Consider the following 21,058-nt stretch of genomic DNA (forward strand, 5'->3'; position numbering starts at 1 on the left):
ATTCTGTTAATGCGATAGTGATGGGTCACCTAGATTTTTATATAATTAAAGCGTGAGGTAACGAGTACGATATGATAGGTATTACGGATGATGAGTAAGTGATAATGCGAATGAAAGAAACTGAAGAAGTGATTCCGAGTAATTTAGGTGTTAATGGATCTCATACCGGCAGTTATGCTAATAATGAATATCTCACTCTACAAAATGAACCGGTTATCCATGCTTGGATTGCAGAGATACCAAGACCGCATCGAGGTGTGCTTGCATTGAGTCTTGCTCTTTTATTAATGATTTTGGGTGCTATCTTTGATTGGCTAGGCGCAGGTCTTATTACTATTCTCGTTTTGTACGGAAACGGTATCCTTTTAGGTTGCCTTTGCTACTTTCTCGATGATACTGAACTAATACATTACTCAATGACAGATAAAGGGATTTATTTCATTAGAAAAGATTTAATGCAAAAATCGCTTGGCTATGTTGTCATTGCATTATCAATAGCGCTTCCGTTTATGGGTTATTCACTTTACGGTTTATATGGACCTCTTCCTGCTATTTTGGCTTTGGCATGTTGGGGCGGTCTACGATTTGTCGATGTACGAGAAAAACATCGGCATATTGGCATGCTATTTACCGAAGGCTGCGGGGAGTTAATGGTTGATAGTAAGGGTTTCTCAATAGAAATTTTCGGCCGAGATAGTGATATCTGCAATCATATGTTGGTTCATTGCGCATATTATAATTTTAAGCAGATTTATAAAGATGTGAGAGTACGCACGCCAAACTACCAGATTCATGAGGTGTCAGAAAAAATTAAGGTTAACAGGTAATGGATGACATTTGTGGAGTAATTGCTGGTGGCTATAAATCCGCAGTGAGCCGACTTTTTAAGGCAGCATGTGGTTTTAGTGTAGTCTTAAAGTATAAGTCTGATGGAACATGGTCATGAAAAAGAAAATGTGGATAGCAATTATTTTTATGGTGTTGCTCTTATGTGCCGAGTTCATGTTCAAGGGTAATGGGATGGGAGCATTTAATAAACAAGTATGGTCAGCCAGTGATTTTGCGAGCCTAATGAAAGATGAAACCATGGTTGAGGTATATAAGCCATCGCCAAAAGAGGTTATAGGTAACGTCGGGATTGAGATAGTTCTATCTGAACCCAAACTAAGAACGACTACCGTGCAGCTGTCCTCTTACCGATTATATGATAAAGCTCAAAGCAATATATACATTGGGCCATACAAAGAGATTATCGTTTTGGATGCCGACAATGCTATGTTGGGCGATGGCGGCTCTAAGGATGATGGATACGACGTGCTTGAAATTACATTCATTGATAAAGTGAATTTAGTTACATACACCTGTACGCAAGAACGACCTTTTCATATGTGGAAACTCAATAAGATTGTAACCATTAAATTTCTTTCTAAAAGGAAGTTAGATAAAAATGGCGAGCCATATTGCTATGAGGCTTATGTCCATTAGAGAGTTAAGAATTAGTGAAGAAACTCGCTAAATGTTTAGGGTGATGTATCCAATTAATTAGTAGAATATGTATTTTCGATAAAAGCTCCAATGGCTTTTTCATGAAGTTTAGCAGAGCGGGAGATGCAGATGCTTCTACTAGCTAGACGCTCGATTCGAGTTCTTAGAGTTAGATTGTTGCGCTCAATACGCTGAGTAAAGATCTTGCCGGTCAAGTGCTTCTCTTTAGGAAACTCTCTAGAATAGAAGCCCCATTCATCTGTGGTTAGCATACCGATGTTAAAGGGAGTTGTTAAAGGGAGTGAGAAGAGCCAGTAATTCACTGCTGGTTGAATCGGTTCGTGGACCAAAAGTTGTAGGTTAGTACACCACTTGTTTTTGTGTTGTGCACGTACCAAAACCAGTGCCGTCGCGCCTTACTACCGATAAAGTTCCATTGTTCGTCAAGCTCACAGATAAGCGCCACATCAGCATGAGCCATCGGAGATGATGTTATTCATCGTGGCGAGAGTTTTTAATGTTCGTACAACAACATTGAGACTAATGGTTAGTACATGCGCAGTATCTCGTATCCCTGCATTATTCATTGCAAGCTCAATAAGCTGTGCTTTTATGCCCTGCTGGCAGGCTCGGTATTCATATTCGAGTTAAAAGCTACGGCAACAAGCTTGACTGCGGTAACGTTGAAGTACGGTGGTTCCCAACCCATGCTTTTCACGGGTTCTATTTGCTGACAAAGTGGGCACTTCATATCGACCTTAGCCATTATGAACTCTCTGAGAAAAACAAGCAGGTTATCAGGCAATCTCCAAGTTGAATACATGACCCTATATTTCCTAACCTGATTAAGTAAAACGCAATTTAGCTCCACGTTCTTTCTCTCCAAGATCCCGTGGTTTTGCAGCCTTTGAGCTTCTCCCGGCTTGAGGGCCTTTTTTTGTTTTTAACACTCAACATTCAGCCTTGGATACTTGCCGGTAAAAGCTGGTGGATAATTGGTATGAGTCATTCCAGTCACTTCAACCACTCTGAGCAATAACTTGCTCAGAACTCAGTGTATTTATCCTTTTGAGCAATAATTGCAACATATTTGATCTGTTTTAAGCAGGTTCTTGCTCGGTTGAACTCTGCATAAGAGGGGTTGATTAAAGTATTGTTTATAAACGAATTTTTATATGGCGTAAGTTTTGCTTAAGGTGCTCGCAATGCTATGAATCTAGGTATGTCGCGAGAGTAGTTATAGCCATTATAGCTGCAGCGAAGATCGCGCAGAAGAAGTATAGGGCACTGAGAGTGGCCGCCAATTTTCATAGGGAAAATCGTGCGGCTTATAATAGCCGTAAATTGGAGCTAATGAGGAAGGGCAATGTCTAAAAAAGCCGCCACGATAGGAGATATTGGTACCGACCATGACGGATTCCCTCCAACGCTTATAATCGAAGGTTCGCAAGATATCATCATTGACAGTAAGCCCGCAGCCAGAGTGGGTGATGCGCTAGAACCACATGCTAAACCCGGCAGTCCGCCCCATGATCGCGCGATAACTACGGGTTCAACGACCGTTTTTTTTAACGGTAAGCCTGCGGCATTAACGGGGAGTAAAGTTTGGTGTGGCGGAGTCATTATCGGCGGTAGTTCGGTGATTATTGGTGACATGGCCCCATCGGTAGCCACTCCATTAAATCTTGCTAGCTTGTTTGATGAGCACTTTTGCATAATGGATTGTGAGACCGACGCTCCATTTGAACATTTGGCTTATGGCATGACTTCTTCAAAGGGATTAGTTGAGGGGATGGTTGATGCAAATGGTAAAACATCAAAAGTAAAAGGTGAGACTGAAGATAACCTGACACTTGATTATGTTTTTCAAACAAAAATAGGACTTAGATAATGACTGTTGCTAGTACAAAGTTATCGCCAAGTGTTAATACAAAAGGTCAGGATGTTAAGGTCGACATTTTCCACCTAGATCAAATTCCTGATGCAATGGATAAAATGGGCTGGAAGGTTGCACCTCAGTTAATGAGGCACTGGTTTAGCATTACTCCTGCATTTAAATTTACGAAGGATATAAAAGATAAGTTTATTACTGGTGATGCAAGGCTGATACCAGAAGATCGAGTTAACGATACGATAGTTAAAATGGCGTGGGCACTGCCATACATCCAAGGTAAGCTGCAGGAGAAAATGAAAGCATGGAATTCAACTGCGGGAATAAAACTGTTACGTCAAAGATTGATACGTGCTGGTTATTCTGCAAACATGCGTATACCTCTTGGAATGAGTGATAGTGCTAGGGTGCTGGATGCAACCGCGCAGGTGAATACGATCGGGGTTGGTGGGTTATTGGATACAATTGATGATTGGTATGGAGCTATTGGTAATGCAAGTTTGAAATTTGCGGTAAGCGGCTATTCTGGGGCTCATCATGGGCGGCCAGCCTTTTTTGTAGATAGGGTTGGTGTATACCTCAAAGACACATACGATTTTGTTGATGAGGGAAAATACATATCTGAGCCTCTTGGTGTATGGAGTAAGAATGGAGTGCTAACCAAAGCAGGGACTACAGCATACCTTGCTTCGTATGGCTCAGCTTTATTTGGGATATTAGCTCGTGAATGGAGTGGATTTGTGCCGATCTACAATAGTGATTTTCGTAACTGGCAAGATAAACATAATGCGGGAGGCGATTTTATTGTATTCTCAGATGTCCTCTGGTTAAATCCACTTCCTAATCAACGGATAATTTACTTGTGAAAATTTTATCTGTAATTGTATTTTTTCTGTGTGCAATGTATTGGTTCACGCTTGCTCATGTTTCTTTGAATTTTTTAGACTCTCCCCCTGAAATAGTCAGGTTTTCAGAAGACGGGCAGTATAGAGTCACTATAAATGATATGTATCCAGTTAACCCTATAGGTTGGTACTGCTTTTTAACTACAGAGTCACCAATATATTTCTCCTTGTATGATGCTGAAAATAATTACATAGGGCAATCATCACCTTTTTCATGTTATGGCCACTGGACTGCTGGCTATTTTCTATTTCCTAATGAAGCGAAAGCCTATGGGGATGACGGATTTGTTGTTCTTGATGATAGTAATAATGGCGAGCTAAATATCGGAATTAAGAATAAACGATGGTGGAGTTGGTGGTTTGGTTTATTTTATTGATGGATGAGTTGTGAAAATTTCATTTCAGCCTAAATCTACCACTTAGTTAAGAGGGAGTTTGTTTGTGAGGAAGTTAGCCTCGTGTTTTGGTGGCCTAGTTGTGACTTATTGGTTGCTGCTCGCGCATGTGTCACTGAACTTTCTTGATGAAAAGCCTCCAGTGAGCATTGAGTCAGATGATGGTAAATATAAGGTTTATTTGAAGTCTGTATATCCAGTTAATCCTATAGGTATATATTGTCTTTTTGCTAAGGAATGGGCGCCGAAGTATTTTGTTTTGTACGGCTCCAATGGAGATTATATAGGGCAATCATCCCCATTTGCATGCTATTGGCCATGGAGTAATGCTGGTTTTATCTTTCCTGGCGAAGCAACAGGTCTTGATAAGGATAGCTTCCTTGTACTTGATGATGAATACGATGGTGAATTCAGCATCAGCACGACACATAAGCGGTGGTGGAGTTTGCTGTTCGGTGTATTTCACTGAATTCCTCCATCAGCTGACTAATGACTACGTTACGCAGGCTTTCAAGTCCAAGGACTACAATCAGCCGATTGACCAAACGTACGACGGTGTTAGTGAATAAGATAAGTCTAAGTTGAAGAGTAAAATCACTGATATGGCTAAGTTTGTCTTCAGTCAGAGCCATTCAGTAAATGGGAAAACTTTTTTCTCAGGCGACTATCGACTATTCGAATACCCGTAATCCGAAGCTCTACATCTTCTATACCACGCTGCACATGAAGCATGAAAAGAACAGTAAATCAGAAGTCGCTGAACAGGAATAACTCTATATCTGTAAAGTTATAAATCCTTAGAGCTCACTAAAAAATACACTTTTTCATGATGGTGTTTTTATTGTTCTTTTTGCCCACTATAAAATCAGGCTGTGTGTTCCACACATACTCTTTCTTCTTCATGTCAAAAAAACCAAACCAATTAACGACAAGAACTCCATCATTCACAGTCAATTTAGCAATTGGTTTATCTAGGGAAATAGATGACCAATCGATCTTTTCATTTCTTGACTCCAATATATCGAAAAAAACAGCTCAGAAGAGTTTTTTGTTAACTCCATTAATTTCGCAGAAATTAATAGGTTGTTATCATTAATATTTACTCTGACCTCACCCATATCAGACACGATTACATTGCCACCAAACCCACCGCAATTGACAGACCAATAACCAATGTACGGGCTAAACTTAGCATTGGCCACGCAAGAGAAAAAACTTAGTAATATAACTAAAAGTCTACCCACCATTATTTAATAGCTCCAAATAAAGACTTTATAACCAGTTGCAATAGCTTTCTTGGTATTGATTGTAAGTTAGTGTCAATGATTGCTCGTCAGATACCCATCGATGATATTACCTTGTGTTTCTTCTGATTTTGAGAGGAAAATTGCTCTACTCACTTTGGAATCCATAACCAAGCTAAACGTATTGCACCAGCTGTTTCGGTCTCATTTTTTAGATGGGGTGGGCGGTATTAAGACTGGTGCCAAGGGCTCGGGCGGTGTCACAGCATCCGGAGCCGTTCATTGCCACTTCTTATCCAAAAAACAAATAATACAAGACTAATTTAGAGTTACCACCTTTATTTTTGATATATCCAGGCTGCTATGTTTAAGCTGTTTGCTCACAAATGCATTACTTGTGAGGTATGGCATAACGCTCATTTCGTGGATTATCTCACGTTACAAATTGAACGTTACAGAGTGGAGTATTCATGGATGGTATGGTGGATGAGCTTATCAGGTTGGATGTAGTTAGGAGATATTTGCATGGGATGCAGAAAATCGACTATTGATAATGCCTTGGATGCCATTCTTGATGTTACTGAGGTGTTCTGGCTGGTCGGAGCGATAGTATTCATATTGCTGGCTGGCGTGTTTAGCCTGGTTTTGGTGTGAATGCGTTTAACACCTATGTACGTGAAAACTGGATGTAGCATCTGGCAAATGATTATTGGCACTTGTTATCGCACCAAGTACGGTTTGATTTCATTTTGCGGCAGATTTAATATCGAAATCCTATAGTGGATTACTGCATCCAATAGACATAAACCCGCCTCGAGCGGGTTTTTTTGTACCCAAATTTCGGCCATCAGCCTTTTTGTGCTGGTGGCTTTTTTGTATGCGACTGGTTAGCTCTGACTCGTTGCCATGACGCTCAGGAGGGCTATATGCCGGAAAAAGACCCCAGCATTTGGGCAATGCTATGTGCATGGGCGTACCAGAACTCACCAACTATCTATTCCTTTTGTCTAGCCTTCACCATTGCGGCTATCCGTGTTCTCTACGGTGGCGGTACCAAACGAACGATGATTTTAGAAGGGGCGCTATGTGGCGCCCTTTCTCTTTCCTTTGTCTCGGGAATGAAGTGGTTCGGCATACCGGTCGATGCGGCAGCGTTTATTGGCGGCATGGTGGGCTTTATCGGCGTGAAGCAGCTGCAGATCGTTGCTTTGCGGATCCTCAATAAGCACGTACCTAAGGAGGAGTGATGTCGTTTTATCTAGGCAAACATAGCCTTGAAAACCTGCGAGGAGTGCATCGTCAAGCACAGGTGCAATTCAAGAGTTGGTCGCAATGCGGGAAACACTGCAAGATAAGGTGGAGTCACTAATGTCAGAGAGGAAAGACCGTTTATTGTAACCTAATGATTTTAAATTAATTTTTAATTTCAGATTATGAGGTCGTTACGGACAAAAATTTTGGCTGTTTTTATGCAAAATAACGTCTTAAAGTGAATTAAGTTTCACTGATATGAATAATTCCTTCTCCAAAACTAATTTTTTCTCTTTATTAATCAGAAGCTTAAAATCACTCGAAATTCTTACTGCATAAGAAAAATTGCCAAATTTTCTTTTAAAATCAAATAAATAAAAAAGAGGCCAGACACGATTCCTGTATCTGGCCCAGGGGAATGGCTCTTTGCAGAGCCGTGCGCTAACTGATTAAAACAGGAGAACCGTTGCGGTATCCATGCTTCTAAGCGTAGTGGAGATGCGTAATAAATCCAGCTATGCATCCGATTTCGCATAAAATTGTCAAAATGCCATATCTCGTGCATAGCTAAGCGTTAGCGCGGCGTATCCTATTCCTCTTTGTTCCCTAGGTGTGAGCGCTTCTCTCACACTCTGTATTCATCGCTCATAACCCGCTCAGTAGCCTCGTGGCTATTCAACCGGGATTGCGGTTTGCCAACTATCGGCGTGTTCCGGCATCTTTTGGTTAAGCAAGAAATGCGCACGGGCTTTGGCCATAGGTTTTAGCGGCGCGCTCGGTGGCGTTGCCACGGAAATACCGCCACGCAGCAGCTGATTCAGGGTTCCGGAGCTGGCGACACCTGAGAACAAACCAAAATCAACGTTATAACCGGAGCTGAGCCAGAATACGCTATTTTGACGAATCAGGTTCTGATAGCGGCGGTTAATACGTACCTGCACATGTACGCGATCGGCCAGTTTGCCCAGATTAAAGCCGGTCACGATGCCAATCTCCATACCGCGATACAGGATAGGTGTGCCGACAATCAACGAACCAACATTCGGTGCATCCAGCGTAAGCGTCAAGCCATCCAGATAACGCGATGACACAATGCTGGGCGGTAACAACTCAAACTCGCGGCTCGGATTACCATTGCCCGGCTCTGCGCTGATGTATGGCGTCAGAATGCTCTCGATATTGTAAATCCCGGTGGTATTGATCTCCGGTGTAACTAGCGTAAAACGGCTGGCATTCCGGGCAAACTGCGCATCATATTTAGGATACAAAATCGCCTGCACGGCGACATGGTTGTTATCACGGGTCAGCTCGGTATTAATCACTTGTCCGACGGTGATCCCCAGATAGCGAATCGGCATATTTTTGCTGATCTTAGAAGCATCATCGGTTAAAAGGGTGATCTGGCGACCAATGGCTTTGGCCGCCTGTTCTGATGGATACAAGCGGCGTAGCTCACCCTTACCGACACTGGCTTCCGATACGTTATCCATGCTGATCGCACCTTTAAGTGCGCGCGACAGCGGGGTGGCTTGTACCGATACGCCTCCGGCCCCAATCTCAACCTTGGCGCCGCCCTCGGCCCAGAAAATGCTCTGTGGTGTCAGCAGATAGCGGTACTGCGGGTCGATAAATACCGCAACATTGAATTCGCCTTTGGCGGTTGGTTTGATAGAAAGCAACTGACCAATTGGGAATTTACGATACAAAACCACCGAGCCTTGCTGGATATCGGGCAGCTCACTGGCTTGCAATGTCAGGGTCGGTTTTAAATCAGCGTAATCAATACCGGCGCGCGCACTTTTCAGATCGCCATACAGGGTGTAGCGGCTCTTCGGCGTGCCTTTACCGCCGGCTATCACATTGATGCCGCCTTGTAAAAACTCCTGTGCTGAGGCGCCTTTGACCTCCACGCCATCCAAACCCACTTGAACATCAACTCGGCTGGCCGCGGCAAAGCGGCTATCTGCGTGGATCAAATGCCGATAACGCGGCTCTATCGCCACGGAAAACAGCACGCCTTCTGGCGTTAGCTCACGCGTAATAATCTGACCGATATTGATCCCGTTCAGCCACACGGGTTGATTGACATCCACGCCAAATGACTGCGGAGCCAGCAGCGTAAATTGCAGTGAATTTTCGGTTTGTTGCAGCAGCTGGCTATCATCCACAACCGTGAAACGCCGTTGCGGTGCACCTTCCCCAGGCATCAGTTGCAGGGTTGGACCGGTTAACAAGGTGCTCACGCCAGCGGGATTGCTAAGGGAAAAACTTGGGCGCTGCAATTTGATATGCGTGCCAGAGCGCAGCAAATCTTTGATGGAGGGGTCTACCACCAAGGTTCCCGCCACGCTGTTGACATCTTGTAGGTCCAGGTTAGTCAGTAGGCCGACTTTCAAGCCCTGATACATCAATGGCGTGCTACCGGCTTTTAATCCCCCAGCATTTGGGAAGGATAGGTGCACACTGATCCCGCGCTGGCTAGCCGCTAAATCGGGATACAGCGGATAGGACGCATCATCGGAGGCCTGCGGTGCATCGGCTGGCGAGTCAAACGCAATGGCCCCGTTGATCAGCGCATTGAGGCTTTCTAACTTGATGCTGGCGCCGGATAAACTGACATCGGCTTGTACGCCACTGGTGTTCCAGAAGCGGGAGGTGGTTTTGACCAAATTGGCGAACCGCTGCTCAATCAAAATATCGATCAACACGCCTTCGTTATCCGGCGCGATGCGATAATCATTCACTGTCCCCACCGGTATTTTGCGGTAGTAGACTTGCGAGCCGGTCGAGAGAGACCCTAAATCATCACTGCGCAAGTGCACCAGCAAATCACCGGTCGATTCACGATAACGCGGTGGCGCACTTAACGCCGAGAAATGACTGACACTCGCGCCTTCGCCCGGCAGCATATTGATGTAGTTACCCGATACCAACGCATCCAGCCCAGAAATCCCGGCCAGTGAGGCTTTCGGGGTGACTAACCAGAACTGTGTTCCTTGGCGCAGCGTATCCACCGCTTGGCTGTAAATATCGGCTGTAACCGTTACGCCTTGCAGGTTAGGGCCCAATGAGACTTTACGCACCATCCCCACTTCTAACCCTTGGAAGCGAATGGGGGTACGGTTCGGCACGATACCGGTGGCCGAGTTAAAGTGAATTGAAATCTGTTCACCTTGCTCGCGTAGCGTGTAGTACACCAGACTCAGGGCGATCGCCACCGCAATCACAGGTAATATCCAAAACGGTGAAATCCGGCGTTTGGTTTTGATTTTTGCCGCGACCGGCGGCTGTTCAGGTGCGTGAGGTTGTTGGTTTGGCATGGACATCCCAGATTAAACGCGTATCAAACCATTCTGCAGCCAGCATGGTCAGATAAACGGCGGCGCAGAAAAAGAACGCCGCCGGCCCCAGAGTAAATGACAGGATCTGATCCCTATCGACCAGTGACATCATCAATGCCAGAACAAACAGATCCAACATTGACCAGCGGCCGATGATTGAAACAAAACGAAAGAGATTCAATTGCCAGCGTCGCCGCCAGCCAATGCGAAACTGTACTGAAATCAGTAGCGCCAGCATCACCACAATTTTTACTAGCGGCACCAAAATACTGGCGACAAACACAATAATGGCAATCGGCACGTTGTTGTTTTGAACCAGTGATAAAATCCCCGACATGATGGTGTCTTCTGCACGCACGCCACGCACATACAAAATAGAGATAGGCAGCAAGTTTGCTGGTAACAGCATCACAATGGCCGCCAGCACCGCCGCCCAAGTTTTTTGCAGGCTCTGCTGATAACGTGCACGCATTTTCATCAAACAGCGCGGGCAACGCCCTGCCACGTTCGGCTGCCCAGAATAATGGCAGTGTGGGCAGTGCAAAATTTGCTCTGGCGGCGTGTTGGATGAGGGAACTGGTATCGGATAGTAACGCTGCCAAAGCTGCGCTGGATTAAAGTGGATCATCAGCAGCGTCATCAGCAGGGTGAGCAAAAACAGCGGAATTAAGCCAAATCCACCATTGAGTAGCGCGTAATCACGAATTTTGAATGCGGTTACCCCGAGCGCCAGCAGATAGACATCCAGCATCACCCACTCTTTGAGCTTTTCTAAGATCAGCAGGCAAGGGCGTAAAGACCAGCGAAAACGCCGTGCAATCCAGAGATAGAAAATTCCTCCGGCAAACAGCGCGGGCGCGGCAACTGCGCATAGCAGCACTAAGGTGGCAGTAACCGGAAAACCTTGCCAAGCCATTTGCCATAAGCCTTCCCATAAGGAGGCATTGATGTTGACCCCGAACAAATTGATTTTGAGTAGCGGTTCGGTACAGGCCAGCGGCATCAGAATCAACGCCGCCAGTGCAATCGCCGCTAACCGGTTCAATGACCAATCCCGCCCGTATGCGGTGACCGACATACAGCGTGGACATTCTGCATTTTGATTGCGCATCAACGGCGGAATCTGCAGCAGGCAATCGCAATAGCCACAGCGGGCCACGCGTAGCTGAGATAAATGATGTTTTGGCATGGCTGACTAGTTTAACCGAGTCAACCGCCCGCTGGCGATGATTTGTCAAAGAATATTGCGTAGGTCAGTCGGCAGCGTACAGATACATAAAAAGGCGATTACGGATTGATTAACAGATAAATTTTCGTATAACGTAGCATTATACGTTACGTGTTGTTAACAAAGGTCTACAATGTCAGAAAAGAGCGCGTTTTACGCTGAATTACAGCGGGATATGAGTGCATTACTGCACGGGGAAACTAACCTGATCGCGATTTTGGCGAATGCCGGCGCATTGTTAAACAGCCGGCTGGATGACATCAACTGGGTTGGCTTCTATCTATTGGACGGCGAGCAGTTGGTCTTAGGGCCGTTTCAAGGGGAAATCGCCTGTACCCGTATTCCAGTAGGGAAAGGCGTATGCGGAACGGCTCTGGCCGAGCAAAAAACGTTGCGGGTAGACGATGTGCATACCTTTGACGGACACATTGCGTGTGATAGCCGCAGTCGTTCCGAAATTGTGATCCCATTAAAAGTTAACGGGCAGTATTGTGGGGTTTTGGATATTGACAGCCCCTCATTAGGACGGTTCAGTGCAGAGGATCAACAGGGCTTAGAAAAAATAGTGATTGATTTAGGCCTACTCTTAGACGCTGATGCGTAGCTTTTATGGAGCAGGTCACTATAATACAGCCTGTTCATGCCTGCGCCTGTCGGCGTAAAAGTAGTAATTCAGGACTTTTCATGGAAAATCAACAGAAGCTGACCAGCAGCAAAGAAGTTATTGCATATCTGGCAGAGTGTTTCCCTCAATGCTTTACCCTCGAAGGTGAAGCGCGCCCTCTGAAAATTGGTATCTTCCAAGACGTAGTAGAACGTTTAGGTGAAGATGCTCGAGTAAGCAAAACTCAGCTGCGTTCAGCTCTGCGTCAATATACCTCCAGTTGGCGCTATCTGCATGGTGTCAAAGCGGGCGCAAGCCGCATTGACTTAGACGGCAATGCTTGCGGTGAGCTGGATCAACAGCATATCGATCATGCCCGCCAGCAACTGGAAGAAGCGAAAGCACGGGTGAAAGCCAAGCGTGCAGCTGCAAAGAAAGAAGAAGGTGATAAAGCGCCTCGCCGTCCACGTCAGGAGAAGCGCACCGAAGCGCGTACCCCGGCGCGTGCAGCTACCGCGCGTAAAGCCAAATCTTCACGTACTGTCTCTGCGGCAGAGCCGAAGAAGCAAATCAGCGAAACACCAGTACAAAGCGTCGAAATTGCCCAACTCAGCGTGGGTCAGGCGATTAAAGTGCGTGCCGGTAAAGGTCTGATGGATGCCACTGTTTTGGAAGTAGCCAAAGACGGTGCACGTGTCCAGCTGGCCTCCGGTTTGGCAATGATTGTTCGGGCTGAGCATTTGCTCGCCTGAGGCGGAGACAGAAGCAAGGCATGAAAAATTTGTTTCGAGTAACATTAGCGGCCAGCTTTATGCTGGCCTGCTGGGCGCACGCTGCTGAGCCTAAGTATCCGTTGAGCAGCATTCCCCAGCTTGGCCCTGAAATGCAGCATCCCACTGCGGAAAAGCGCATTACAGCCCGTTTCACCCGTTCCCACTATCGTCAGTTTGATCTCAATAGCGAATTTTCAGAAAAGATCTTCGATCGTTACCTGAAAATGCTGGATTACAACCACAACGTATTCCTTAAATCAGACATCGACCAATTTTCCAAACAGCGCGATAACCTCGATAAAGAACTTAAAGAGGGAAAGCTAGATACTGCGTATGCGCTGTTTAATTTGTCGCAAAAACGCCGCTATGAGCGCTACGCCTATGCGTTGTCTTTGCTCGACAAACCAATGACCTTTACCAGCAACGAGACCTATGATCTTGACCGCTCCAAAGCGCCGTGGCCAACCACCACAGCCGAGCTGGATAAGCTGTGGTACGAAAAGGTCAAATTTGATGCACTAAGTCTGAAGCTGGCCGGTAAAGATTGGCCTGCCATTCAGGAAACGCTGACCAAGCGTTATAACTTTGCCATCCGCCGTTTGGCGCAAACCAACAGTGAAGACGTGTTCTCACTGTTCATGAATGCTTTCTCACGCGAAATCGATCCGCATACCAGCTATCTGTCCCCACGTAATGCCGAGCAGTTTAACAACGAGATGAACTTGTCGTTGGAAGGCATTGGTGCGGTGCTGCAAGCCGATGATGACTACACCGTGATCCGTTCGCTGGTGGCCGGAGGCCCTGCCTCGTCCAGCAAGAATATTGCCGTGGGCGATCGCATTATTGGGGTCGGTCAAGAAGGCAAAGAGATGGTGGATGTGATTGGCTGGCGTTTAGATGACGTGGTCGATCTCATTAAAGGCCCGAAAGGCAGCAAAGTCCGTCTGCAGATTTTGCCTGCGGGTAAAGACAGCAAAGCCCGTGAAGTAGTGCTGGTACGCGATAAAATTCGCTTAGAAGACCGCGCTGCGAAAGCGTCCGTCAAAGAAGTTAACGGACAGAAAATCGGTGTACTGGAGATCCCAAGCTTCTACGTGGGCTTGAGTGAAGATGTGAAAGCGCGCCTGCAAGAGCTGCGCGATCAGAAAGTATCCGGCATCGTCATTGACCTGCGTGGTAACGGCGGTGGCGCACTGACCGAAGCGACTGCGCTCAGTGGCTTGTTTATCCCACAAGGCCCAGTGGTGCAGGTGCGTGACAGCTATGGCCGTATTAAGGTCAATGCGGACACTGATGGCGTTTCTTACTATGACGGCCCACTTACCGTATTGGTTGACCGTTTTAGTGCATCGGCATCAGAAATCTTTGCTGCTGCGATGCAAGATTATGGCCGCGCATTGATCGTCGGTGAGCAGACCTTTGGTAAAGGGACTGTGCAGCAGCACCGTTCACTGAACCATATCTACGATCTGTTTGATAAACCGCTTGGTCATGTGCAGTACACCATCCAGAAGTTCTACCGAATTAATGGTGGCAGTACTCAGCACAAAGGGGTGATCCCAGATATCGTGATGCCTACCGGTGTTGATCCGGCGGACACAGGCGAAGCGTTTGAAGATAACGCCTTGCCGTGGGATAGCATTGAGCCAGCTCCGTATGACAAATCGGGTACGCCAACGCAGTTTGTCCCTGAGCTGACCAAGCAGCATCAGTCGCGTATCACCAAAGATCCAGAATTTGGCTATATTCAGGCTGATATTGCCCAATATAAGGCGCTGAAAGCCAAAGAGAATAAGATCTCGCTGAATCTGGCTGAGCGGCAGAAAGAAAATCAGGAAGAAGATGCCCTGCGACTCAAGCGTGTAAATGAGCGTTTGGCACGTGCGGGTAAACCGGCGGTCAAGACCTTGGATGCGATCCCGAAAGATTATGAAGATCCGGATCCGTACATGGATGAAACCGTGAAGATCACGCTGGATCTGGCTAAAGATCAAGCCAAGGCGCAACCGGCAAAATCCTAAGTCGTCAGACAAACGAGATAAGCCGACAGACACATCCGCCAGTAGAGAGACAAGTCTCTAATCTGGCCAGAGATGAGAGTTGTGCTGTAAACCCGAAAACGCCGGTGCTATCCGGCGTTTTTCTTTTCTGTTTTTTTCCCATTCCCCCAGCCTTATCTTTGCTTGCGGCCTGATTCGCCGTTGTTCGCCCAATGAGTGTGATTTGCTGCGTGATGACGTGATGACGTGATGACGTGATGACGTGATGAGGGCGGAAAAAGACATGAGCGCGGCTCGGTGAAACCGCCTTCGCAAAAAATATCTTTAATATGCACGGTGAAAAAAGTTATCTGTGACTAACGTCAATATATCAGGGTCTCTATTATGCAGCCATGCGCTTACCGGAGGGCTTATGCTCCGATCACTGATGATGTTGATGCTGTGTGCCAGTATGAGTTTTTCTGTACCGGCTCGGGCCGAGCTGGATCAATCTCTCAACTCATTTGACGAGCCGTACATCGTCGGTGACTGGATCTGGCGTGCGCCAGACAATCAAGCCATCCCACTGGGCGAATTTAGCTATCGTATGATGTCGATTCGCTTTGATTCGAAAAACCATTTTATCTTTGTGCTGCAACGTGATGACGGTAACCATGATGTCTGGCAGGGGCGGTATGACATTACCAGTGAATACCTGACGTTGTATCCGCAAGGGGATCAACCGCAGATGCTGCAATTCCAACTGAGTCAAAATCAGTTTGTGATGGGCAATGTGATGTTTTCAAAACTGCCGCCAGCGGAATTGCTCGGCGCTTGGCGTAGTGCAGAAATCACGGGCAGTGATGTGACCTCCCATTTGCATAGCTTTGAAGTCAACTTCCTGCCGGACTTTCAGTTTGAAGCGCAGAGTGTGGGAAAAGATGGAAAATTACAGACAAACCGTGGTTTGTATATTTATGAAAATCACGAAGTCGTGCTGTTTTACCCGAATGGCCGTCAGTCATTGAACATCTCACAGCAAAATAATGAACTGATTTTGAACGATAACTTGTTCGATAGTCACATAGAACTTGTTAAACGCTAACCTGCAAGAAAGTGCTTATTCCTTTTCTCTAAGTGGTCAGATACCGGCACAGAAGATGTAACTGCCGAGTATTTGCCCACTTTTTTGTTGCTTTTCCCCCATTTCGTTGTGAATTTAATCAGTAACTTCTGATTCGACCTGTTATTAGTAGATCCCTTCGGATAATTTCAGTAGTTTATTTTCTAAATTTTGAATGACGTTGCGTTGTGGTTACAGCTTTTGCGCAATAATCTTTCAGAAATTTTATTTGTCATTGCTGACGTTATTGTTGTTATGGGTTAAGGAGGACACATCTATGCAGGGGAGCTGTGGGTAACTGCAGCAACGCAGGCAATCCCTTTCGGGGATGTGATAGCGTACAACACCAGTGACAGGACTCAGGCACTGGTGCGGATTATTTTTTTCGCTAACTGATGCCAATTGAAGGAATAACTATGCAGATTGGTGTACCAAAGGAACGACTTGCGAATGAATCGCGGGTAGCTGCCACACCGAAAACGGTGGAACAACTGCTGAAATTGGGGTTCAGTGTTGTCATTGAACAGGGAGCCGGTCACCTTGCTAGCTTTGATGATGCAGCCTATGTTGCTGCCGGCGCGCAAGTTGTCCCGACTTCGGATGTCTGGAACGCTGACATTATTTTAAAAGTGAATGCGCCTGAGGATGCGGAAATTCCTCTGCTGAAAGAAGGTGCATCGTTAATCAGCTTTATCTGGCCAGCCCAGAATGCGGAGCTGATGGCCAAACTGGCTGAGCGTAAAATCAATGTGATGGCGATGGATGCGGTACCACGTATCTCCCGCGCCCAATCACTGGATGCGTTAAGCTCGATGGCTAACATTGCCGGTTATCGTGCCGTGGTTGAAGCCGCGCATGAGTTCGGTTCATTCTTCACCGGTCAGATCACCGCCGCGGGTAAAGTACCGCCAGCCAAGGTGATGGTCATTGGTGCTGGTGTGGCCGGTTTGGCTGCTATCGGTGCTGCGGGCAGTCTGGGCGCGATTGTGCGTGCGTTTGACACCCGTCCGGAAGTAAAAGAACAAGTTCAGAGTATGGGGGCTGAGTTCCTCGAGCTGGATTTTGAAGAAGAAGCGGGCAGTGGCGATGGTTACGCCAAAGTGATGTCAGAAGCTTTCATTAAAGCTGAGATGGCGCTGTTTGCGGCGCAAGCCAAAGAAGTGGACATCATTATTACCACGGCGCTGATCCCTGGCCGTCCAGCACCAAAACTGATCACGACCGAAATGGTAGCCAGCATGAAGCCAGGCAGCGTGATTGTGGATCTGGCTGCGGCGACCGGCGGTAACTGTGAGCTGACCGAAGCAGACAAAGTGGTTGTCACTGACAATCAGGTCAAGATTATCGGTTATACCGATTTACCAAGCCGTCTGCCGACACAGTCTTCTCAGCTGTACGGTACCAACTTGGTTAACCTGCTTAAGCTGCTGTGCAAAGAAAAAGATGGCACCATCAATATCGATTTCGAGGATGTGGTGCTGCGCGGCGTGACTGTGATTAAAGAGGGGGATGTCACTTGGCCACCTCCGGCGATCAAAGTCTCGGCTCAACCACAACAGCAAGCGGCTGCCAAACCGCAAGCGGCGAAAGTGGAAGAGAAACCGGCGTCTCCGGCCAAGAAATACGGTCTGATGGCTGCTGGTATTGTGCTGTTTGGTTGGATCGCTAACGCGGCGCCAGCGGCCTTTTTGTCTCACTTCACCGTATTTGTTCTGGCTTGCGTCGTAGGTTACTACGTGGTGTGGAACGTCAGTCATGCTCTGCATACCCCGCTGATGTCTGTTACCAACGCCATTTCCGGCATCATTGTGGTCGGTGCGCTGCTGCAAATTGGGCAAGGACATGGCTTTGTGTCGTTCTTGGCCTTTATCGCGGTATTGATCGCCAGTATTAATATTTTCGGTGGCTTCACCGTCACCCAGCGTATGCTGAAGATGTTCAGAAGGGACTGAGGGGTAGCACATGTCTGAAGGATTGGTACAAGCAGCTTATATTGTGGCTGCGGTGCTGTTTATTATGAGTCTGGCCGGTCTGTCCAAGCACGAAACGGCTAAAGCCGGTAACTGGTATGGTATTACCGGTATGGCAATCGCGCTGGTGGCAACCATTTTAGGTCCACACTCAGCCGGTGTTGCTTGGATTTTGCTGGCGATGATTATCGGTGGTGCGATCGGGATCCGTCTGGCTCAGCGCGTTGAAATGACCGAGATGCCTGAGCTGGTTGCGGTACTGCACAGCTTCGTGGGTCTGGCGGCGGTTCTGGTGGGCTTTAACAGCTACTTTGACCACGGCGCGACCGAAGGCGTGCTGCTGAATATCCACCTGACCGAAGTGTTCTTGGGGATCTTCATTGGTGCCGTGACCTTCACCGGTTCAATCGTGGCGTTTGGTAAGCTGCGTGGCAAAATCAGCTCTAAACCGCTGATGCTGCCGCATCGCCATAAATTGAATCTGGCGGCGCTGGTGGTATCGTTCCTGCTGCTGTTGGTGTTCTTGAACGCTGGTGGTGGTACGTTCGTTCTGGTGCTGATGACCCTGATTGCGCTGGCGTTTGGTTGGCATCTGGTGGCTTCTATCGGTGGTGCTGACATGCCGGTGGTGGTTTCCATGCTGAACTCCTACTCCGGTTGGGCAGCTGCCGCAGCGGGCTTCATGCTGGCGAACGATCTGCTGATCGTAACCGGTGCGCTGGTTGGCTCTTCTGGTGCGATTCTGTCTTATATCATGTGTAAGGCGATGAACCGCTCTTTCATCAGCGTAATTGCCGGTGGTTTCGGTACCGATGGTGCGGTTTCCAGTGGTGATGAAGAGATGGGCGAGTACCGTGAAACGACCGCTGAAGAAGTGGCGGAGCTGATCAAGAGCGCAGGCTCAGTTATCATTACTCCGGGATACGGTATGGCGGTTGCACAAGCGCAGTATCCAGTCGCGGAAATCACGCAGAAACTGCGTGAAAAAGGCGTACAGGTGCGTTTTGGTATTCACCCAGTTGCCGGCCGTTTGCCAGGACACATGAACGTTCTGCTGGCCGAAGCGAAAGTGCCGTACGACATCGTGCTGGAAATGGATGAGATCAACGAAGACTTCCCTGATACCGATGTGGTGTTGGTGATCGGTGCCAATGACACCGTGAACCCTGCCGCGCTGGAAGATCCGAACAGTCCGATTGCGGGCATGCCGGTTCTGGAAGTGTGGAAAGCACAGAACGTGGTGGCGTTTAAGCGCTCCATGAACACCGGCTATGCCGGCGTGCAAAACCCACTGTTCTTCAAAGAAAACACCCAGATGCTGTTTGGCGATGCCAAAGACAGCGTGGATGCTATTTTGCGCGCGCTATAAGCGCTTGCCGATAGAAATCATCGCGTAGCTCGCAGCGAATAAAAAGCCCCGCCAATTTGGCGGGGCTTTTCTGTATGTGTTTCTATCATCGCGCGGTAGCCGTTGTACTGTATCTCCGCAGGAAGTGCGGTCAGTAAAGTAAAAGGCTTACTCTTCTGGCAGATCCGGATCGGCGCGCTCAACAATCAACTGTTTTGGCTTACGCTTCATCATCGTCATACCCGCATCCGTGCCGGCGGTGAATTTACGCGCCGCACGTGGTTTGGCTTTCACCGGTTTATTATCTGACGCTTTGGCTGGCTTAGCCGTTTTCTTCATCTGCGGCTTGGCAACTTTCTTACGTAAACCTTGGAACTTACCGGTCAGGCCTTCAATGATGGAGAAGTCCAGCGGTTGGTTGACCGCAGCTTTCACGCGCTCATAGCTTTCCCAGTCTTTCGGACCGACCAGCGATACCGCATTGCCTTTGCTGCCTGCACGACCGGTACGACCAATACGGTGGATGTACTCTTCCGGCTGTTTTGGCATATCAAAGTTGATCACCAAAGAGACATTCAGCAGATCCAGACCTCGGGAGGCCACATCGGTGGTTACCAGCACTTTGTAACAGCCACGGCTGAAGTCATCCATGATCTTGTTACGGGCACTTTGGCTGTGCTCACCGCTCAGGCCAATGGCTTTGAGACCTTGCTGATTGAGCATGTCGGCCAGACGCTCGGTATCAGAGCGGGTGGCGGTGAAAATGATCACCTGTTGATACTCTTCGTTGCTCAGCAAGTGTGAGAGCAGGGCTTGCTTGTGATCCAAATGATCGGCCAGATAGAAACGCTGCGTGATGTCAGCATGCTGCGCCATCGCATCACCCACCGCAATACGACGTGGGTTTTTCAGCGCGGCAAATGCCAACGCTTCCACGTCAGGCGTAATGGTCGCGGAGAACATCAGCGTCTGACGATGGCGGTGATCGGCCGATTGGTTAATGGCTTTCAGCTCTTCAGCAAAACCCAAATCCAGCATCCGGTCAGCTTCATCCATAATCAGCATTTCTACCCCGTTCAGGTAGATGCTGCGCTCTTTCAGATGGTTCGCCAAACGACCCGGTGTCGCGATGATGATATGTGGATTTTTACGCAGTGCACGAATTTGGTCGTTAAAGTTTTCGCCGCCCAGCAGCAGTGCGGCATCGAGATTTTTACCTGCCAGCAAAAAACGCAGTTGAGCATAAACCTGACGCGCCAGTTCGCGGGTTGGCGCGAGGATCACCGCGCGTGGATCGCGCTTTTGACGGGCACGCTCACGCAGCAGGCGTTGCATCATAGGCAGCAAAAACGCCATGGTCTTACCGGAGCCGGTTTGCGATGACGCGATGATGTCTCGCCCCGTAATGGCGGCCGGAATACACATTTGCTGGATCTCGGTTGGTTGTTCATAACCGAGGTTATTAATGGTGTTGATCAGACGTGAGTCGAGAGAAAGCTCGTCAAAACGCAAGGTTGTTAC

At 47.6% G+C, this 21,058-nt stretch carries 17 protein-coding genes and 1 pseudogene; 13 read left to right on the plus strand and 5 right to left on the minus strand.

Translation table 11 applies throughout. The features are described from left to right. Window positions 1–110 precede the first annotated feature (110 nt). Entirely contained in the window at window positions 111–827 is a 717-nt protein-coding gene (locus tag L975_RS06900) for a hypothetical protein (protein WP_156121116.1), read from the plus strand. A 115-nt stretch (window positions 828–942) separates the two neighbouring features. Then, window positions 943–1,485, plus strand: a complete 543-nt coding sequence (locus tag L975_RS06905) for a hypothetical protein (protein ID WP_039045678.1) — start codon at window positions 943–945, stop codon at window positions 1,483–1,485. Window positions 1,486–1,538: 53 nt separating this feature from the next. On the opposite strand, the pseudogene L975_RS17920 reads toward L975_RS06905, so the two are convergent. Continuing rightward, window positions 1,539–2,251 (minus strand): annotated as a pseudogene (locus L975_RS17920) (IS1 family transposase). Between the two features lie 600 nt (window positions 2,252–2,851). Here L975_RS17920 and L975_RS06915 point away from each other — a divergent pair. The 4 genes from L975_RS06915 to L975_RS18100 all read left to right on the plus strand — a co-directional run bounded on the left by L975_RS06915 (window position 2,852) and on the right by L975_RS18100 (window position 5,145). Continuing rightward, window positions 2,852–3,376 carry a type VI secretion system PAAR protein gene (locus L975_RS06915; RefSeq protein ID WP_047707873.1) on the plus strand — a complete coding sequence of 175 codons (525 nt, stop codon included), beginning with the start codon at window positions 2,852–2,854 and terminating at the stop codon, window positions 3,374–3,376. Then, the gene (locus tag L975_RS06920; protein WP_039046579.1) at window positions 3,376–4,242 is read left to right on the plus strand and encodes a DUF6402 family protein; all 867 of its coding nucleotides are present in this window, start codon (window positions 3,376–3,378) and stop codon (window positions 4,240–4,242) included. The genes L975_RS06915 and L975_RS06920 overlap by 1 nt, the downstream gene beginning before the upstream one ends. After that, a complete protein-coding gene (locus tag L975_RS18095; protein ID WP_156121118.1) occupies window positions 4,239–4,658 on the plus strand; it encodes a DUF6201 family protein in 420 nt (139 codons plus the stop codon). Before L975_RS06920 ends, L975_RS18095 begins: the two co-directional genes overlap by 4 nt. 64 nt (window positions 4,659–4,722) lie before the next feature. Further along, complete coding sequence (locus L975_RS18100) at window positions 4,723–5,145, plus strand: DUF6201 family protein (protein ID WP_039046578.1); 423 nt, start codon at window positions 4,723–4,725, stop codon at window positions 5,143–5,145. A 986-nt stretch (window positions 5,146–6,131) separates the two neighbouring features. Here L975_RS18100 and L975_RS18705 read toward each other — a convergent pair. Further along, window positions 6,132–6,209 carry an IS1-like element transposase gene (locus tag L975_RS18705; RefSeq protein WP_369795318.1) on the minus strand — a complete coding sequence of 26 codons (78 nt, stop codon included), beginning with the start codon at window positions 6,207–6,209 and terminating at the stop codon, window positions 6,132–6,134. 637 nt (window positions 6,210–6,846) lie between these two features. Here L975_RS18705 and L975_RS06930 point away from each other — a divergent pair. Continuing rightward, the gene (locus tag L975_RS06930; protein ID WP_039046575.1) at window positions 6,847–7,167 is read left to right on the plus strand and encodes a phage holin, lambda family; all 321 of its coding nucleotides are present in this window, start codon (window positions 6,847–6,849) and stop codon (window positions 7,165–7,167) included. A 675-nt stretch (window positions 7,168–7,842) separates the two neighbouring features. Here the strand turns inward: L975_RS06930 and L975_RS06935 are convergent. After that, window positions 7,843–10,491 (minus strand): PqiB family protein, encoded by a 2,649-nt coding sequence (locus L975_RS06935; RefSeq protein WP_156121120.1) that lies wholly within the window; start codon window positions 10,489–10,491, stop codon window positions 7,843–7,845. Then, window positions 10,463–11,701 (minus strand): membrane integrity lipid transport subunit YebS, encoded by a 1,239-nt coding sequence (yebS, locus tag L975_RS06940; RefSeq protein WP_047707877.1) that lies wholly within the window; start codon window positions 11,699–11,701, stop codon window positions 10,463–10,465. Before yebS ends, L975_RS06935 begins: the two co-directional genes overlap by 29 nt. Before the next feature lie 172 nt (window positions 11,702–11,873). On the opposite strand from yebS, the gene L975_RS06945 reads away from it, so the two are divergent. The 6 genes from L975_RS06945 (at window position 11,874) to pntB (ending at window position 19,558) form a co-directional block, all read left to right on the plus strand. Then, window positions 11,874–12,344, plus strand: coding sequence for a GAF domain-containing protein (locus L975_RS06945; protein WP_010863995.1), 471 nt, complete (start codon window positions 11,874–11,876; stop codon window positions 12,342–12,344). A gap of 80 nt (window positions 12,345–12,424) precedes the next feature. Beyond that, a complete protein-coding gene (gene proQ, locus L975_RS06950) occupies window positions 12,425–13,096 on the plus strand; it encodes an RNA chaperone ProQ (RefSeq protein WP_010863994.1) in 672 nt (223 codons plus the stop codon). Between the two features lie 20 nt (window positions 13,097–13,116). After that, window positions 13,117–15,138 carry a carboxy terminal-processing peptidase gene (gene prc / locus L975_RS06955; protein WP_039046728.1) on the plus strand — a complete coding sequence of 674 codons (2,022 nt, stop codon included), beginning with the start codon at window positions 13,117–13,119 and terminating at the stop codon, window positions 15,136–15,138. Window positions 15,139–15,529: 391 nt separating this feature from the next. After that, complete coding sequence (locus L975_RS06960) at window positions 15,530–16,201, plus strand: hypothetical protein (protein WP_010863992.1); 672 nt, start codon at window positions 15,530–15,532, stop codon at window positions 16,199–16,201. A 434-nt stretch (window positions 16,202–16,635) separates the two neighbouring features. Continuing rightward, entirely contained in the window at window positions 16,636–18,171 is a 1,536-nt protein-coding gene (pntA, locus tag L975_RS06965) for a Re/Si-specific NAD(P)(+) transhydrogenase subunit alpha (RefSeq protein ID WP_010863991.1), read from the plus strand. 10 nt (window positions 18,172–18,181) lie between these two features. Beyond that, a complete protein-coding gene (gene pntB, locus L975_RS06970; protein ID WP_010863990.1) occupies window positions 18,182–19,558 on the plus strand; it encodes a Re/Si-specific NAD(P)(+) transhydrogenase subunit beta in 1,377 nt (458 codons plus the stop codon). 147 nt (window positions 19,559–19,705) lie between these two features. Here pntB and L975_RS06975 read toward each other — a convergent pair whose 3' ends face one another. After that, entirely contained in the window at window positions 19,706–21,049 is a 1,344-nt protein-coding gene (locus tag L975_RS06975) for a DEAD/DEAH box helicase (protein WP_047707879.1), read from the minus strand. Between the last annotated feature and the right edge of the window lie 9 nt (window positions 21,050–21,058).

The sequence above is a fragment of the Plesiomonas sp. ZOR0011 genome (genome assembly GCF_000800945.1).
Taxonomy (GTDB): Bacteria; Pseudomonadota; Gammaproteobacteria; order Enterobacterales; family CAMTGL01; genus Plesiomonas; species Plesiomonas shigelloides.